Origin of the sequence: Halomonas sp. I1, assembly GCF_032334135.1 — a bacterium.
Taxonomy (GTDB): Bacteria; Pseudomonadota; Gammaproteobacteria; order Pseudomonadales; family Halomonadaceae; genus Halomonas.
On the sequence record NZ_JAVXUS010000003.1, the window covers coordinates 220,694 to 232,872 of the forward strand.

14 protein-coding genes are annotated in these 12,179 nt (G+C 64.8%); 7 read left to right on the forward strand and 7 right to left on the reverse strand.

Annotation, left to right across the window (positions count from 1 at the left end):
* Positions 1 to 323 precede the first annotated feature (323 nt).
* The gene (locus RSO41_RS06595; RefSeq protein WP_315618285.1) at positions 324 to 1,316 is read left to right on the forward strand and encodes an amidoligase family protein; all 993 of its coding nucleotides are present in this window, start codon (positions 324 to 326) and stop codon (positions 1,314 to 1,316) included.
* On the forward strand, positions 1,280 to 1,984 hold the full coding sequence (locus RSO41_RS06600; protein ID WP_315618286.1) for a type 1 glutamine amidotransferase: 705 nt from the start codon (positions 1,280 to 1,282) through the stop codon (positions 1,982 to 1,984). The genes RSO41_RS06595 and RSO41_RS06600 overlap by 37 nt, the downstream gene beginning before the upstream one ends.
* Before the next feature lie 74 nt (positions 1,985 to 2,058).
* On the opposite strand, the gene RSO41_RS06605 is transcribed toward RSO41_RS06600, so the two are convergent.
* Positions 2,059 to 2,490: an OsmC family protein gene (locus RSO41_RS06605; protein WP_315618288.1), complete on the reverse strand. Its 432-nt coding sequence runs from the start codon at positions 2,488 to 2,490 to the stop codon at positions 2,059 to 2,061.
* Between the two features lie 171 nt (positions 2,491 to 2,661).
* Between RSO41_RS06605 and RSO41_RS06610 the strand changes: the two genes are divergently transcribed.
* Positions 2,662 to 3,546, forward strand: a complete 885-nt coding sequence (locus tag RSO41_RS06610; RefSeq protein ID WP_315618289.1) for an aldo/keto reductase — start codon at positions 2,662 to 2,664, stop codon at positions 3,544 to 3,546.
* On the opposite strand, the gene RSO41_RS06615 is transcribed toward RSO41_RS06610, so the two are convergent.
* From RSO41_RS06615 to RSO41_RS06625, 3 genes are read right to left on the reverse strand one after another with little or no spacing between them, the layout of a single operon-like run.
* Positions 3,543 to 4,208: an FMN-binding negative transcriptional regulator gene (locus tag RSO41_RS06615; RefSeq protein ID WP_315618290.1), complete on the reverse strand. Its 666-nt coding sequence runs from the start codon at positions 4,206 to 4,208 to the stop codon at positions 3,543 to 3,545. The two genes, RSO41_RS06610 and RSO41_RS06615, sit on opposite strands and share 4 nt — an antisense overlap.
* A gap of 9 nt (positions 4,209 to 4,217) precedes the next feature.
* The gene (locus RSO41_RS06620) at positions 4,218 to 4,973 is read right to left on the reverse strand and encodes a GNAT family protein (protein WP_315618291.1); all 756 of its coding nucleotides are present in this window, start codon (positions 4,971 to 4,973) and stop codon (positions 4,218 to 4,220) included.
* The gene (locus tag RSO41_RS06625; protein ID WP_315618292.1) at positions 4,970 to 5,431 is read right to left on the reverse strand and encodes a GNAT family N-acetyltransferase; all 462 of its coding nucleotides are present in this window, start codon (positions 5,429 to 5,431) and stop codon (positions 4,970 to 4,972) included. Before RSO41_RS06625 ends, RSO41_RS06620 begins: the two co-directional genes overlap by 4 nt.
* A 92-nt stretch (positions 5,432 to 5,523) precedes the next feature.
* Here RSO41_RS06625 and RSO41_RS06630 point away from each other — a divergent pair, with 92 nt between their 5' ends.
* Entirely contained in the window at positions 5,524 to 6,999 is a 1,476-nt protein-coding gene (locus tag RSO41_RS06630; protein WP_315618293.1) for a PLP-dependent aminotransferase family protein, read from the forward strand.
* A gap of 23 nt (positions 7,000 to 7,022) precedes the next feature.
* Here the strand turns inward: RSO41_RS06630 and RSO41_RS06635 are convergent, their stop codons facing one another.
* Positions 7,023 to 7,577 carry a DUF1415 domain-containing protein gene (locus RSO41_RS06635; protein ID WP_315618294.1) on the reverse strand — a complete coding sequence of 185 codons (555 nt, stop codon included), beginning with the start codon at positions 7,575 to 7,577 and terminating at the stop codon, positions 7,023 to 7,025.
* Between the two features lie 80 nt (positions 7,578 to 7,657).
* Positions 7,658 to 9,649 carry a winged helix-turn-helix domain-containing protein gene (locus RSO41_RS06640; RefSeq protein WP_315618295.1) on the reverse strand — a complete coding sequence of 664 codons (1,992 nt, stop codon included), beginning with the start codon at positions 9,647 to 9,649 and terminating at the stop codon, positions 7,658 to 7,660.
* Between the two features lie 226 nt (positions 9,650 to 9,875).
* On the opposite strand from RSO41_RS06640, the gene RSO41_RS06645 reads away from it, so the two are divergent.
* From RSO41_RS06645 to RSO41_RS06655, 3 genes are read left to right on the forward strand one after another with little or no spacing between them, the layout of a single operon-like run.
* On the forward strand, positions 9,876 to 10,481 hold the full coding sequence (locus tag RSO41_RS06645; protein ID WP_315618296.1) for a DUF1326 domain-containing protein: 606 nt from the start codon (positions 9,876 to 9,878) through the stop codon (positions 10,479 to 10,481).
* A gap of 21 nt (positions 10,482 to 10,502) precedes the next feature.
* Complete coding sequence (locus tag RSO41_RS06650; RefSeq protein ID WP_315618297.1) at positions 10,503 to 11,234, forward strand: DUF2182 domain-containing protein; 732 nt, start codon at positions 10,503 to 10,505, stop codon at positions 11,232 to 11,234.
* A gap of 26 nt (positions 11,235 to 11,260) precedes the next feature.
* Complete coding sequence (locus RSO41_RS06655) at positions 11,261 to 11,410, forward strand: hypothetical protein (protein ID WP_315618298.1); 150 nt, start codon at positions 11,261 to 11,263, stop codon at positions 11,408 to 11,410.
* A gap of 18 nt (positions 11,411 to 11,428) precedes the next feature.
* On the opposite strand, the gene nfi is transcribed toward RSO41_RS06655, so the two are convergent.
* Positions 11,429 to 12,109, reverse strand: coding sequence for a deoxyribonuclease V (gene nfi / locus RSO41_RS06660; protein ID WP_315618299.1), 681 nt, complete (start codon positions 12,107 to 12,109; stop codon positions 11,429 to 11,431).
* Between the last annotated feature and the right edge of the window lie 70 nt (positions 12,110 to 12,179).

Consider the following 12,179-nt stretch of genomic DNA (forward strand, 5'->3'; position numbering starts at 1 on the left):
AAACACGGTGCGCGATGAGCAACGTCGGGTCTCCATCCAGAGAGTCACGGTATAAGGAAACGCTGAATAAATCGCCGAGCATAGTGAAGGCTAGGCCCGTTCCCGACGGGCCATCGCATTTCCCACATCCATGTGGGTCACGCAAGGCGCACGGAGCACAGAAAGCGAGACATAACGTGTAGTTAGGCGAGCTTTCGAGCACCGCGCAACGCAGCGATTTGCATGCGCAGGCATTTAAGCAGTGTTTCCCTAACGGCATATCCTGACATAAAGATGCTCTGCCAGTGTGTTAGGCTGCCGAAATCTGACAACAGGATGCCGTCATGACGCCGCAACCGCCACCCACCCCCGATAACGACGACGGCCAGGCTCGGCGGGTCGGCGTCGAAATCGAGTTCGCCGGGCTGCCGCCGAGGGAAACGGCCGCTCTGGTGCAGTCCCTGTTCGGCGGCGAGCTGGACGTGATCAGCGCCCATCGCCTCAAGGTCAAGAATGCCCGCTGGGGCGACTTCGGCATCGAGCTGGACACCCAGTATGCTCACCCCGAACACGGACGGCTCGATGCCGAGGCCTACCAGGACAGCGAGTGGGACCGCATGCGTCAGGACATGCATGCCCGCACTCGTGAACTGATCGGGGACATGGTCACCGGCCTGGTCCCTACCGAGATCGTCTGCCCCCCGGTGCCCTGGAACGAGCTCGGCGACCTCGATGCCCTGTTCGATGCCCTGCGGCAACATGGTGCCAAGGGGACCGATGCCAGCCTGCTCTACGGTTTCGGCCTGCATCTCAACCCCGAGGCGCCCAGCCTCGAGACGGACGATATCCTGGCTTGTCTGCGCGCCTATCTACTCACGGCACGTTGGCTGCGCGAACAGATCCAGGTGGACATCACCCGGGAAGTCCTGCCCCATGCCAATCCCTTCTCGCGGGCTTACGCACTCAAGGTGCTGGACCCGGACTACCGGCCGGATCTGCGGACCCTGATCGACGATTACCTGGAGCACAACCCGACCCGCAATCGGGAACTCGACCTGTTGCCCCTTTTTGCCTATCTGGACCCGGAACATCCCCACGAGCTGCTGAGCGACCACCTGGTCCAGCCGCGCCCGACCTATCACTACCGTTTGCCCAACGCCCAGCTCTCCGAGGCCGACTGGGGGGCCAGCCTGGAGTGGAACCGTTGGCTGGAAGTCGAAGTGCTGGCCGCCGCCCCCGACACCCTGGCCGAACGCGGCGCCCAGTATCTCGCACGCCACCGTCCCGGCTGGCCACGCCGATGCTGGAACGCTCTGCGCCGGAAGTGGCGTCACTGATGGCCGAGCGTCCCCTGATCGGTATCACGACCTCGGATCACAAGAGTCGTATCGCCTGGTGGTTCGACTGGTTCGCCGTCCGACGGCACGGGGGGCGACCGCTGCGACTCTCGCCCGCACGCCCCGTCCCGGCCCACCTTGACGGGCTGATCATCGGCGGCGGCGACGATATACAGGCCCACCTCTACGGCGCCGAGATGCACCTCGATGTACGTGTCGACCCGGAACGCGATGAGCTCGAGCTACGGCTGCTCGAACGCTTCATTCCCGGCGGCATTCCAGTGCTCGGCATCTGTCGCGGCGCCCAGCTGATCAATGTGCACCTGGGCGGCACCCTGGACCCCGATATCTACACGACCCACGAGGGATTGAAGCCACGACGCACCGTGCTGCCCCGCAAGACCGTGGACATCGTCGGCGACAGCCAGCTCAACCGGATCCTCAAGGTCACCTGGTGCCGCATCAACAGCCTGCACCACCAGGCGGTGCAGCGAGCCGGCGAGGGTATCGAGATCGTCGCCCGGGACCGCGACGGCCTGGTGCAGGGCATCGAATCCCGTCACCACGACTTCCTGATCGGCGTGCAGTGGCACCCCGAGTGGCTGATCTTCAACCGCCCCCAGCAACGCCTGATCCGTGCCCTGGTGAACGCCGCCCGCAGGGCCTGAAGCCGCCCAGAACGTCGAGAGGCCGCCCGGTCGGGCGGCCTCTCGAACAAGACGGTGCTACGTCATTATCGGCGTCAGCCTTCCAGTTTGGCGTCCAGGCTGATCTCGGCATTAAACAGCTTGGATACCGGGCACCCTTCCTTGGCCTTGTTGGCGGCGTCTTCGAAGGCCACCTCATCGGCACCGGGGACGCTGGCACGGGTCTCCAGATGAATCTTGTTGATGCCAAAACCGCTCGAATCCTCTTCCAGGGAGACCGTTGCCTGGGTAGCGATACGCTCCGGAGTATAGCCGGCCTCGCCGAGGATCATCGACAGCGCCATCGAATAACAGCTGGCATGCGCGGCCCCGATCAATTCCTCGGGATTGGAGCCGCCCTCGCCTTCGAACCGTTTGGCGAAACTGTAGGACACCTCATCGAGCACGCCACTCTGAGTGGATACCGTGCCCTTGCCATCCTTGAGGCCGCCCTGCCAGACGGCGCTTCCGTTCTTCTTGATGCTCATGTCGACTCCTCGAAGTTTGGGTTGGTCGCAGCATTGCTCTTACACAATAGATCATGGGGATGCCCCTTCCGGGACACAAGGGTCCATTGCATCCCGCACGACCAGCAACCAGAATATATGGAAAATACTTCCACAACCACAGTTCATCAAACTCACCAAAGAGGATGCGCCATGACGACTGTGCCCCGTATCAGCCTCGACGCCACATCCCATGAACCGGCCATCGAACTCCCCGCCATCGGCCAGGGCACCTGGTTCATGGGGGAAGGCCTGGCCCCTCGTGCCGACGAGGTGCGCGCGCTCCAGCAGGGACTGGACCTCGGCCAGACACTGATCGATACCGCCGAGATGTACGGCGACGGCGGCGCCGAGGAAGTGGTCGGCGAGGCGCTCCACGGCCGCCGCGACGATGCTTTCCTGGTCTCCAAGGTCTACCCCTGGAACGCCGGCCGCGACAGCGCCATCGCAGCCTGCGAGCGCAGTCTGCAACGTCTGGGGACCGATTATCTGGACCTCTACCTTCTGCACTGGCCCGGCGGCATTCCACTGGACGAAACCTTGGACGCCTTCGAACGGTTGCGGGAAGCCGGCAAGATCCGCCGTTTCGGTGTCTCCAACTTCGACATCGACGACATGCAGGCGCTGAGTGCCACGCCGGGCGGTAGCGACTGCGCCATCAACCAGGTGCTCTATCACCTCGGCTCGCGGGGCATCGAGCACAGCCTTCGTCCCTGGCAGCGCGATCACGGCATGCCCTTGATGGCTTACTGTCCGCTGGCCCAGGCCGGTCGTCTGCGCCGCCGGCTGCTCGATCATCCCGAGGTCACGGCACTGGCCGCCGAACGCGGCCTCACATCGGCCCAGTTGCTGTTGGCCTGGGCCATCCGCCCGCTGGATGGCAAGCGTGATGTCATCGCCATTCCCAAGGCGGTGCAGCCACAGCACGTGCGCGACAATGCCGCCATGCTCGAGACGACACTCGACGATGAGGCCCTGGACCGGCTCGACGCCGCCTTTCCGGCGGCCAGGCGCAAGGAGCCACTGGATATCGTCTAATCGCCTGCGGAGTATGATGACGGGATGCCGCCGAGGCAGGTGGCATCCTGTTCATCATGGCCGTACTCATCTCGCAATCCCTGGTAGATCGCCCGGCGTTCCTCCAGCGACTTGTGCTGACTGGCCTTGCGCTTGCCCTCCAGACGCTCGACGGTGATCTCGACCCCGACGATGGCACGGCACATCGCCGCGATATAATCGTCGGGCGCATCGCTGACCCGCCAGGGGGTCGCCCGTTCGCTCTCGAAGCGCTCGGTGAGCGCCACCACCATCTCATGGAGCCAGTGCGGATCGTCGATCAGGCGCAGCCTGCCATGCACGTGCACCACCTGATAGTTCCAGGTCGGCACCACCTTGCCGTGCGCTTGCTTGGCCGGATACCAGCTCGGGGTGATATAGGCCTGAGGACCATGAAAGATCGCCAGCGCCTCGACCTCGTCCATGCCCTCTTCAAGGCGATGAGCAAGCGGGTTGGCACGCGCGATATGGCCACACAGTCTGTCGGGCGATCGCTCATCCGCCGCCGGTGTCAGCAGGAGCGGCAAGTGATCGGCATCTGGTGCACCGGAAGCCTCCCGGGTCACCAGGGTGGCGAAGGGGGCGGCCTCGATGGCCCGGTGGCATTCGGCACGATCGAGTCGGAACTGGGGTGGTTGATACATGACTCGCACTCAAGGTCGGGAGGTGGCGGGTGGCAGGGAAGCGGTCATCGACGACAGCGACCGATGCTGGCACCCCGCCGCATCGAAGTTCTCGGGGGCCAGCCAGCGGCGGTGACATTCGCGAATCGCCGGCCACTCATCGTCCAGTATCGAGAACCAGGCGGTATCCCGGTTGCGCCCTGCCACGACCCGGTGCTGGCGAAAGATGCCCTCGAAGCGGAAACCCAGCCGCTCGGCGGCGCGGCGTGAAGGAGCGTTCAGCGCATCGCACTTCCATTCGAGACGCCGATACCCCTGGTCGAAGGCATGAGCCATCATCACCATCAATGCCTCGCTGGACAGCGGGGTTCTCGCCATGCGGGGCGCGAAGCTGAGATGGCCGATCTCGATCCGTCCATCCACCGGCACGATATTGAGATACGCCGCCATGCCGGCCGCCTGCCCGTCGACGGGATTGACCACGGCGTAACACAGCAGGTCCCGCTCCGTGCTCATGTATGCCAGCCAGGCTCGGCAGCCGGCCTCGTCGTCGAAGGGGCGACCACCGAGATAGGTCCAGCGGGCACGCCCTTCGGTATCGTTCTCGATCTCCGGATCCGGCGCCTGCCATGCCTGCCACAAGGCCGCGGCATGGCGCTTGGCATCCAACGGCTCCAGCCGACAGAATCGCCCCTCAAGGCCCTCGGCATCGAGCCCTGACGGGGGTTGCCAGTGACCGATGTCGGGGCCGACCGGCTGTCCGTATGCGTTGCAGGCTCGCGTCATGAGACATTGCCCTCGACCGTCAGCAGATAAGTATCGAACGCCTCGTCGCGCTGCCAGCCAAGCGCATGGTAGCGGGCCTTGGCCGTCGCGTTCTCGACCTGGGTCCGCAGCATCAACTGCGGAATACCATGAGCACGGGCCAGTTCCCGGGCCGCTTCCAGCAAGGCGCTCCCGGCGCCCTGACGGCGCGCGTCGGGCATGACGAACAGGTCATTGAGAATCCAGCGCGATGACAGGCTGGTCGTGGAAGGTACCGGAAAGAGTTGCCCGAAACCGACGGCCTGGCGGTCATCATCGAGAGCCAGCAGCACGTAGGCATCGCCCTTATCGAAACGCGCCTCCATGAAACGTCGAGCGCCATCGGGGTCGCTGGGCTGACGATAAAACCGGCGATAACCGTCGACCAGGGGGATGAGGTCGTCGAGTCGTTCATGAGTTGCACGGACAATCGAGATCATGGCAAGGCCCACCTTTGGATGTGACGAACCGCCAGTCTGTCGACATAATGGTCCCTCAAGAAGAACCAATTCTGCCGATATATGGGGGACCAGTGACTGATCCGAATGCCCATCGACTCTGGATTCAGGAGGCACTGAACCTTCGCCTGGCCGAGCCGGGCGCCCGTACCCTCGGCCAGCGCCTTTACGAAACCCTGCGCGACGGCATCCAGCAGGGCCAGCTTGCCCCGGGGAGCGCCCTGCCCTCGTCCCGGCAGCTGGCAAGCGAACTGGGTATCGGGCGCAACACCGTGCTGGGCGCGGTCGACCGTCTCATCGCCGAAGGCTTCCTGGCATCGCGTCCCGGTGCCGGCGTCTTCGTTGCCGACTGGCAATGGGGACCCCGAGAGCACCTCGACGTCCAGACGACGTCGCCCGTGACGCTCTCGCGTCGCGGCGAACGCCTTCTCGATTTCACGACACCCCCGAGCGCTCGTCATACTGCCTTCGCACCGGGCGTGCCGGCGCTGGATCGCTTCCCCCGCGAACGCTGGCAACGCTTGCTGCGACGTCACCAGCAGCGAGCCCCCGTCGACTGGTTCGATTACCGGAATGAAGGCGGCGTGAGCGCACTGCGCGAGGCGCTGTGCGACTACCTGCGGCTATCGCGTTCGGTACGCTGCCAGCCCGAGCAGATCTTGATCACCCAGGGCGCACAGCAGGGTTTCGAACTGATCGCACGGCTGCTCGCCGATGTTGGAGATGACGTCTGGCTGGAGGAGCCGGGTTACGGCGGTGCGCAGGCCTGCTTCGCCTCGGCGGGGCTGACGCTGCGCCCGGTGGCGGTAGACGATGAAGGCCTGAATGTCGCGTCGCTTCCCGCCGGAACGCCATCACCCAGGCTGATCTACGTGACGCCATCCCACCAGTACCCCAGCGGCACGACGCTGTCACTGGCGCGCCGTACGGCGCTGCTGGGGCTCGCCCAGCAGCATGGCGCCTGGATCATCGAGGACGACTACGACAGCGAGTTTCGCTATACCAGCGCACCGATTGCCTCGCTCCAGGGGCTGATGGACAACGCCCCGGTGATCTATGTCGGCACCTTCAGCAAGGTCCTCTATCCGGGGCTACGACTGGGCTATCTGGTCTTGCCTCCGCCGCTGGTGGCGACCTTCCAGCGCGTCAACGCTCGCCTGCACCGGGAAGGACAGTACGTAACCCAGGCGGCGCTGGCCGACTTCATCGCCGAAGGGCATTTCTCGCGCCACGTGGCACGCATGCGCAAGTGCTATCGCACTCGACAGACAGCACTGCGCCGCGCTCTGGCCCCGGCGATTGCCCGCGGCCTCGAACTCTCGTCCGGCCATGCGGGAATGCACCTGGTCGCCTACCTGGCAAGCCACGAACTGGAACGCGAACTGCTTCAGCGGGGAGAGGAAGCCGGCCTGCGGCTATCGCCCCTTTCCGGTTATTACCTGCAGGCACCAGGCCAGCCGGGACTGGTACTCGGCTATGCCGGCGCCACGGAGGACGAGATCGCACACGTCGGACGCTGGCTCAGCGACACCTGGCTGGCTCTGGTATGAACCATCTGCCCGCCCTCGTGAGATTATCGCCCGATACCACGTAACGCCGCCAGGGAGGCAGCCAGCCGCTCGGTGCCCAACGCCTGCATCCGGACCGCGTTACGCGCGGGAATGGCCTCGGGGTCGGGGTAATGGGCCAGGGCACGCTCGAGCCCGGCCTCGCGGATCAGATGCCACATCGGCCAGGGCGACCGATTGGTGAAGTTACGCGGTGCATCCTCGACCTCGCCCTCGAACTGATACTCCGGATGAAAGCTCGCCAGCTGATAGGTCCCCTCGTACCCCTGCTCCACCAGCAGCGCCTCGGCCAGCCCCAGCGCATCCAGGTAATCGTCAAAGTCCGACAGTCCTTCACTCAGTATCAGCAGGGTCGTCTCGGTTTCCGGGTGCGCATCGAGGTGCCAGCATTCCTCCATCAGCCGCAGCAGGGCGTCCTCCAGTTCCATGGTCGCCACCGTCACATAACGAATGCTGTCGCGGGCGACTTCACGTCCCGCAAAGGGACAGATCTCGCGACCGACCACGAAGGATTCAACCCAGGCACGGGTGGCGGCAAGCGGATCGGCAGGATGGGTCATGGGCGGCTCGTCGGGAGAATGGAAGCGCAGTATACGATTGGTGGCTATCCATGTCGCGAGCCGTCGTCATACGCCAGAGCTCAATCGGCAGCTCCCTGGATGGCCCCTTGCGATGATGCGTTGTCGGCACGTCGCCGATAACGATAACCGACGCCGGCCACCGTCTCGATGCGGTCGGCGTCCTCGCCCAGCTTGCGTCGCAGCCCCACCACCACGGCATCCACCTTGTTGCTCCAGCCCGTATAGTGACTTCCCCAGACCTCTTTCAGCAGTTGCTCGCGGCCTACCGCCTCGCCCGGACGATCCGATAGATACGCCAGGACCCCGAACTCCAGGGGCGTCAGGGAGATGCGCCGCTCCTGCCGAATCAGCTCGTGCGCCTGCCGATCCAGCCAGACATCCTCGCCAGGCAACCCCAGTTCCGCGGCCGCCAGCCGCGCCAGCCAGCCATCCACCGACCGCGGCCCGAAATCGAGTACCGCTGTGGTGTGCTCGCATCCATCCAGGAGCACGCGATGGTGCGACAGTGGCTGAAAGCCCAGCGTTTCGGCAACCGCCGCATAGGGGGACAGGTCGGCGAGCACCAGATAGACGCGACGCAGCGCCGGGCGCATCGCCATGTAATCCCCCTTGAGGGCCAGCCAGCAGGCGGCCTGGACCTCCCCCGGCCTCTCACCGTCGTCGCGCCCCAGCCAGCGACGAATGAACAGCACCCGCTGCCCTTCGGGTACCGGGCGCTCCTCCAGCGCACCGCACCAGGCGGCTGTGACGGGATCCTCGGCCAGGCATTCGGAAGATGCCTGCCGCGGATCGAATCGACAACATACGCCCTGGCACTCGCCACAGGCATCGCGCACCACCCAGAAGGCCTCTGGCATGGTCTGCCACCACCGCCACAAGGCACGCGCGCCTTCGGGACTTTCATGCCGGTCGACGATATCCCGCACGCTGTCGCTATCCGAAGGCTGGGCCGGTTCCACCACCAGCTCGGGACGATCGGTGGGAAAGAAGGCCTCCCGCACGACCGGGTTCTCGACCAGGTAGAGCAGATCGGCGGTACACCGCCAGAGTTCGCGGCGCCCGGAACCGCTCGTCTGCGCCACCAGCGCCTGCCAGGCTCGGCGGCGATAGTCGGCGTGCCGCTGCGGATCACGCGCGAGCAGACTCCTGCCGAGTGCCTCGCGAACCATCTCATGCAGACCCAACCCATCCGGCAGAGCCTCGATGAAATCGAGTGTGCGCAGTCGAGCATAGGCATCGGTAGGCGAGGCCTCGGGAAACATCGCCTTCAGCAGCGGTTCGGTAACGCGGCGCACCACACTGGCCCCCTCCAGTAACTGGCGCTGGAACGGATCCGGGTGATCCGCCAGGTAGAGATCGGAGAGCGCATCCATGATGTGTTGCAAGGAGGCATCGGGCAGTTGGAAGTCGGGCCGTGCGGGCAAGGTGGCAGCGGCCAGCTGGATCGCCAGCGGATGGCCGTGCAACCGCCTGTTCAGCCCCCTGGCCTGCGGCTCGGAGAATCCCAGGCATTCCAGCCATCGAACTGCCTCGGACATCGTCAGGGGGCCCAGCTGCATCGATCGCAGCTCGCACCCCGAGGGGCCGCCGAACCACCCCGTTGCCGGCCGATGACGCCCGCTGAACAGCAACCGCACGCCCTCGGGCAACCGTGGCATCAGCGTGGTGCGCAGCCATGTTTCCAACAGGCGAAGCGACTCGATGGCATCCACGCTGATGATCAGTGTCGTGCCTTCCTGCCCTCCCGAAAGGTAAGCCAGGTCGTCCGGTGCATCGAGCTCGAGCTGCGCCGCCTCGCCCAGAGCCGCCAGGAACCCCTCGGGCGTTGGTTCGATTTCCCGACCATCCAGGCACAGGCAGCAGGCACCGCCACGACTGGCGACATGCGCGAAGTGACTCAGCAGCGCGCTCTTGCCAATGCCCGCAACGCCATGCACCCACATCATCGTGGGCCCCGTCGCGTCGAGCAGGGTCATCAATCGCTCTAACGCCACTTCCCGGCCGACCAACGCATCCGAAGGCCCCGGGATGAATCCTGTCGGACCGGCCATCGCGTCACCCCGTGTGCCATCTCTTCTCAGACTAGCAAGGCATCAGCGCCACCATGTCATTATCGCGTGGCATTTCTCATGGAATTCTCATCGACTTCTCGGGAGGGCCTTCCGCCAAGGCGCTATACCTGAATGAAGGCAATATTTCCTGAACACGACCCGAGAATCATGACATCGCGTGATGTCATGTCGGCACAGGCAAGCCCGATGAAGAGGAGGCACGTTCATGACCGCGCAATGGCAAGTCGAAGGCACATATTTCGAGGCCTGCACCTGCAAGGGCGCCTGCCCCTGCCTGTTCGGCGGCGACCCCACGGAGGGCACCTGCGATGCCCTGGTGGCATGGCACATCGACCAGGGCAACATGGATGACCTCGCTCTCGATGGATTGAACCTGGCCATGGCCTTGCACACCCCAGGCAACATGACCGCCGGCGACTGGAAGATAGTGGTATATATCGATTCGCGAGCCAGCCAGCAACAGCATGATGCCCTGGTGCAGATCTTCGGTGGATCCGTCGGTGGACATCCGGCCACCCTGGCAGGTTTTATCGGCGAGATACTGGGCGTCGAATCGGTGCCGATGCGCTATGACATCGACGACCGCCATCACCAGCTCGACGTGGGCGAGCTCGCCGACGCGTCGCTGAGGGCCATCGAAGGGCAAGGCGGCGAAGCGGTCACCATCAGCGGCCATCCTGTCGCGGTGGCACCGGGCAACACCGGCACGGTGGCAAAATCGGATCACGTCTCGCATCGCGGCTACGGCCTGGACTGGCACTTCAGCGGGCGCACTGCCTTCTATTCCGCGTTCCAGTATCAGGCGACGTAATGCGTCAAGGAGGTGTTCGAGATGCCAGCCATTTCCTTGCAGACACTTCGCCACGGCCGCGCCCTGCTCCTCGCCTGCCTGGCCCTGGCAGTCATGTTGAGCTGGTGGTACCTGTACCGGATGGCCGGCGGCATGCCGGCCATGGATGCTCCCATGCCCTTCCAGCCCGGGGCCACCTTCATCATGTGGATGGTCATGATGGTCGGTATGATGCTGCCGAGTGCCGCGCCGGGCATCCTGATGTTCGCCGCGGCTCGACCACAAGCCAGCAAGGATGAGGCGCTGCCCTACCTGTTCACGCTCGGCTACCTGCTCGCCTGGGCAGGATACTCGGCGCTGGCGACGGCCACCCAGTGGGGGCTTCATGCCTCGGGACTGCTGACCCCCGCCCAAGCCTTGAGTGGCAGCCTGCTGGCCGGGCTGCTACTGATAACAGCCGGCGTCTTTCAGTGGACGCCCTGGAAGCGCGCCTGCCTGCGCTATTGCCGTAGCCCGCTGGGCATGGTCGCCGAGGGCTTCCCGACTCGGCGGCACCACGCACTGGGCGCCGGCATCCGGCTTGGCCTCTACTGTGCGGGCTGCTGCTGGGCCTTGATGGCCTTGATGTTCGTGGGGGGCGTGATGAGCCTAGCCTGGATGGCCCTGCTTACGCTGGTCATCCTGCTGGAGAAGGTCATCGCCCCCTGGCAACGCCTGGCCAACATGCTCGGCTTGGCACTGGTCGCCTACGGCAGCTGGCTAGTGTTCACCTGACAGCCCCCATGCAGACAGGACACCTCATGGCCAGAGCCACCATCTCCGCCGGTGTCGTACATGACGTTCCCGAGGACCTCGGGCAATCCCTGGCCGACGCCGTCGCCTTCCTGGCCGGCCCACAGGGTAGCTGGATCAACGCCCAGGTCCTGCGCGCCAACGGCGGCTTCGCCTGAAGTGGCCAGGATCCGCCCTCAACCTCTCCGCGATGCCAGCCGATCCGCCAGACGGGTCGGCTCAGGCAACTTGGTACGGCCCAGGCAAGCCACCACCCACGCCAGGGCGGAATCCAGGCACAATCGGTGGCCAGGCGACACGAACACCGGTTTCACGCGAGGTCGAGAACGCAGCACGGCACCGATGGTGTCCTCGCCGTCCATGAGTGGCATCCAGTCGCCCTTCTCGCTTCCTGGCTCGGCATGACGGCCACACAACCGTTTCTTGGCGATCCCGATGGTCGGCAGGTCGAGCCATAGTCCGAGATGGCTGGCCACACCAAGCCGCCTCGGATGGGCGATGCCCTGGCCGTCGACCATGACCAGTTGCGGCTTCGTCGTCAGCTTGTCGAAGGCAGCCAGGGCCGCCGGCACCTCGCGAAACGACAACAGGCCGGGGATATAGGGCATGCGCGTCGGCTCGCGATGCACGACCTGCTCCACCACCTCGAACTCGCCGGTAGCGAGCGGCGGCCAGGCCAGCACCACCACCGCCGCACGAGTGACCTCGCCACCGGCCTCGAAGCCGATATCCACACCGGCGATACGGCCGACCGACTCGAGTCGATCCTGACATTCCACACGGCTCGCCAGCCGTTTCTGCAACTCGATGGCCGCTTTCGGCGCAAGATTCCAGTCATGCAAGGGAGGACGGGGCATTATTCGGGATTCCTGATTCATGGCCGTCACTCGGGTTAGACTACGGCTCTTGATTTACGATGAGTCACCG

Coding starts and splice junctions, on each gene's coding strand:
- RSO41_RS06620 (WP_315618291.1), bottom strand. CDS start 4,973: ATGACGCGAGCCTGCAACGCATACGGACAGCCGGTCGGCCCCGACATC.
- RSO41_RS06640 (WP_315618295.1), bottom strand. CDS start 9,649: ATGGCCGGTCCGACAGGATTCATCCCGGGGCCTTCGGATGCGTTGGTC.
- RSO41_RS06610 (WP_315618289.1), top strand. CDS start 2,662: ATGACGACTGTGCCCCGTATCAGCCTCGACGCCACATCCCATGAACCG.
- RSO41_RS06595 (WP_315618285.1), top strand. CDS start 324: ATGACGCCGCAACCGCCACCCACCCCCGATAACGACGACGGCCAGGCT.
- RSO41_RS06605 (WP_315618288.1), bottom strand. CDS start 2,490: ATGAGCATCAAGAAGAACGGAAGCGCCGTCTGGCAGGGCGGCCTCAAG.
- RSO41_RS06615 (WP_315618290.1), bottom strand. CDS start 4,208: ATGTATCAACCACCCCAGTTCCGACTCGATCGTGCCGAATGCCACCGG.
- RSO41_RS06635 (WP_315618294.1), bottom strand. CDS start 7,577: ATGACCCATCCTGCCGATCCGCTTGCCGCCACCCGTGCCTGGGTTGAA.
- RSO41_RS06655 (WP_315618298.1), top strand. CDS start 11,261: ATGGCCAGAGCCACCATCTCCGCCGGTGTCGTACATGACGTTCCCGAG.
- RSO41_RS06645 (WP_315618296.1), top strand. CDS start 9,876: ATGACCGCGCAATGGCAAGTCGAAGGCACATATTTCGAGGCCTGCACC.
- RSO41_RS06600 (WP_315618286.1), top strand. CDS start 1,280: ATGCTGGAACGCTCTGCGCCGGAAGTGGCGTCACTGATGGCCGAGCGT.
- RSO41_RS06625 (WP_315618292.1), bottom strand. CDS start 5,431: ATGATCTCGATTGTCCGTGCAACTCATGAACGACTCGACGACCTCATC.
- RSO41_RS06650 (WP_315618297.1), top strand. CDS start 10,503: ATGCCAGCCATTTCCTTGCAGACACTTCGCCACGGCCGCGCCCTGCTC.
- nfi (WP_315618299.1), bottom strand. CDS start 12,109: ATGCCCCGTCCTCCCTTGCATGACTGGAATCTTGCGCCGAAAGCGGCC.